Origin of the sequence: Winogradskyella psychrotolerans (assembly GCF_018860545.1) — a bacterium.
Classification (GTDB): Bacteria; Bacteroidota; Bacteroidia; order Flavobacteriales; family Flavobacteriaceae; genus Winogradskyella; species Winogradskyella psychrotolerans_A.
The window spans coordinates 1-3354 of record NZ_JAHKPN010000030.1 but is presented as its reverse complement, the minus strand read 5'-3'; the positions used below and the strand labels follow the sequence as shown (position 1 = coordinate 3354).

Annotated in this window: 3 protein-coding genes; all 3 read right to left on the bottom strand. The window is 31.3% G+C overall.

Translation table 11 applies throughout. The features are described 5' to 3' along the window. Positions 1–26: 26 nt before the first annotated feature. On the bottom strand, positions 27–1010 hold the full coding sequence (locus tag KO515_RS10700; RefSeq protein ID WP_215936356.1) for a hypothetical protein: 984 nt from the start codon (positions 1008–1010) through the stop codon (positions 27–29). Between the two features lie 633 nt (positions 1011–1643). Further along, positions 1644–2087 (bottom strand): hypothetical protein, encoded by a 444-nt coding sequence (locus KO515_RS10695; protein WP_215936355.1) that lies wholly within the window; start codon positions 2085–2087, stop codon positions 1644–1646. Positions 2088–2296: 209 nt separating this feature from the next. Beyond that, the gene (locus tag KO515_RS10690; RefSeq protein WP_215936354.1) at positions 2297–3226 is read right to left on the bottom strand and encodes a hypothetical protein; all 930 of its coding nucleotides are present in this window, start codon (positions 3224–3226) and stop codon (positions 2297–2299) included. Positions 3227–3354: the final 128 nt, after the last annotated feature.

Genomic DNA, 3354 nt, shown 5'->3' with positions numbered 1-3354 from the left:
TCAGTTCTTTGTTGGCAAACGTTATTTTAGTCACAATTCCCATCTTGCATATCTTGTTCGGTAGGATTGTTTAAGTTAGAATTAGTATAAAAGTCTCCTTGTAAATTCGTTTGAATTAAATTGTTTAATCCACAGAAATCTGAAAGATTAGTATTGTTTGAAATTTCAATATCATTACCTACATAGGTCAAATTGGATAGGAAATTAAGAGAAGAGATTTCATTATTATTTGTTAAAAGAAATTCACCATCTATTGTTTGAATATTACTAAAAATATTGAATAGATTAAAATCTACATTCGAAGTCAACCAGCAATCTCTCCCAATAGTCGTAAGATTTTCAAACCCTGTTAATTGAGTTATATCAGTTAAGAATTTGAAATCTGAACCAGTTTCAGTTAAGCTGTTGAATGCATTAAATTCTGTTAGTCCAGAACTGTCGATGATAAATCTATTACTGACGGATTCTAAATTATTAAAGCCATTAATTGTTTCTAATTGCCAATTTCCTCCAATGTCCAAACTCCCATTTATAAAATTCAGATTGTTGAATCCTTCTATTCTTTTTAAGGCTATATTATTATCTATTCCAAAGTCTCCACCGATTTCGGTAATATTGCTTAAACCATCAACATTTAGTAAGCTTTGGTTCTGATATAAATAAATTTTGCCACCTACTTTTTCGATATTGGATAAGCCATCTATATTTGTAATATTGTCATTAAGTTGGATATTTAGATCACCAGTAATTTCAATTAAATCAATTAATGCGTCTAGATTAAATATATCTATTACGGCATCTATGTTAATAGCGTCACCATCAAGTATCACCAGAAATCCATTTATTTTCTGATAATTATTAGCTCCAAAGTCGTTTATTTCTTCTTGAGATCTTAATACGACATCACCTTCGAAAGTTAAAATGTCCTCATTAGTATTGTCATTGCTATCATCACTACAGTTAATAAAGATGATAAAGAATAAAAAAAGAAAGTGTAATCTGTTTTTCATATGTTTGTTTTTAAATGTTTGCCAACTAGTTATAAAAGTACAATCACTCACGTTATCCCTTTTTTAATTCTGGATAATAAAAGTTGATAACAAAAGCTATAGCACTCTATTCTTAGTTTATAAAACTACGCAATACTTTGCAAAGTTTTGTACGTAGCTTTACGTATATTTCTATAAAAATAAGGCAGCTATGAGACTTATGGTTACTGTTTTCCGTAATGCTATAAAAAAAATGAAGCGGTTGCTGAGCATTTTAGGTGGTGTCTGTAGGCGTTGGGTGGTTTTTGAAGCTTTCTAAGTGCTGTATACGATCATTGTAAATAGATTGGTGATTGGTTGTGATGCTTCTCGATACGTGCCGACAAAAAAGTCGGCACACTCGAAGTGACGGTTTGGGAGGATTTTGGGTTCGTTACTGTTTTCAATTAATACCTATTGTCAGATCGAGTGTTTTGAGTAGGCGAGAAACGTATCGAGAACCTTTGGTGTTCTAATGCTTCTCGATACATTCCGACCAAAAAGTCGGAACACTCGAAGTGACGGTGTTGTCTCGTTTTATATGTGTTGGTAAATATATGACAGATAGAACTTCTGCCAGGATTTTGGTAAGTGGGCTAGGACTAGCAATTAATTTTATACGGTATTGTGTGTAGTGCTTTTTTCATTTAGCTTACTTTTTAATTTATTCACAAATATATTTTGTCTAATTAATGTAATCATCCAATTCATTCCGAAAAGCCACAGAAAGGAAATTATTCCAAACCAATAACTTTGAGAGATTAATCCGAAAAATAAAGCCATTCCACTTGTGATATAAAACGTTCTTACTACAGAAAAAGAATACTCTATTTCTTTCATATTCTTATTTAGTTTCAAATATCCTTTGTCAACAGGCGCCATTAAATGCCACCTTCCTTGTCCGTTAAAAAAAGAATTCTCAAAGTTAATTTTTAATTCAGAGCGTTGAGTTTTGTCAATTTTTAAACGTGTTAATTCTTTTTCAATTTGGTCAAGAATTTGTCCGCTGTTAGAATTTGAATTTAATATGCGTTTATATTTTATTTTTAATGGAAACAATTTTATATTTTTTTAATTTAAATCACACGTAAAGATTGGTTTGCATTACACACCACGGTCTTGTGTATGGTTTACTTCGTTTGTTCGCTACGCTCGGGTGTGGCGTGGTTAAGCAACTACTTTAGTAAACTTTTACGAACCCGTGAATATTCCGCAGGAATATTCGCAAGTAAGCTCAATGAAGCAATTAATTATACACGGTGTTAGGGTTAGTTTTTTATCCACTCAATTGAATGTTTAGACATTTTTTTATAGTCGTGACCTACATTTTTAATAGTGTCTATTTTCCAATTAAATATCCAATTATTCTTGTTTTTTAATTCCATATTTGAATTAAAAAAAGTTGTTCCACGTTCCAATCTGTGCGTTCCTTGTTCCATAGCCAAATCCGTTGTTCTGAAAGTCCCTAAATTTGGGTCATTATCAAGTTCTCCTAATAAAATAATCAATCTTTTCTCGTAAGATTTTTGTAAATCTATTTCAGTATTTTGTATACCGTAGGGAAATTCAACATTTTCTTTTGGTAAGCTATAAAATCCAGAATTGGCAGAGATAGCTGTTCTAATTCTTGATTCTGGCATTAACATTATCATTCTATGCACAAATTGTCCGCCAGCTGAATGTCCAAAAATATCATATTGTTCGTTTGTAATACTGTTAGCCGATTTGATATGATCAAAAATATTTTCTACGACTGTATATGCCCACTCGCTTTTTGGGTTTTTAGTTCCAAAAAAGGAAAACAAATTTCCTTCTTGGTAATCGTTTGTTGTATATTTTGAAAATTTATTCTCGAATTCAGGTGCGACTATTAGTAGGTTGTTCTTGTCAGCTAATTCTACCCACGCATTTAGATAGTCATCCGCGTTTCTTCCTCCGCCGTGCATTACAAAAACTATTTTGTCTTTGTCATTCCAATTTTCTGGTTTGTAAGTCCATACTTTAATCGATTTTCTCTCACTTTCTTTATGAGCATATATAACAAAAGAATCTATTCCGTTATTGATTTTTTGGGTTGCAGTAATTTTAGGTCCTTTTGGAAGTACATAGAGGTAAACGTAACCTGCAATTGAAAGGAATAATAGGATTGAGAAAGTATATAAGATTATCTTTTTTAATACTCTAAAAGTCTTGTTCATTTAGTCTAAATATTTTGATTTCTCAAATCTAAATCGCTTTATTTAATTACAGAATTTTTTATTTCTGAACTGTGTTTTTTCGAGGACGAGTTGTTTTTTCAAATTAACCCTAACGTGTTTCTTTAGTT

Bases quoted from the DNA above. Each gene is read 5' to 3' on its own strand.
- KO515_RS10700 (WP_215936356.1), bottom strand. From the start codon at position 1,010: ATGAAAAACAGATTACACTTTCTTTTTTTATTCTTTATCATCTTTATT.
- KO515_RS10690 (WP_215936354.1), bottom strand. From the start codon at position 3,226: ATGAACAAGACTTTTAGAGTATTAAAAAAGATAATCTTATATACTTTC.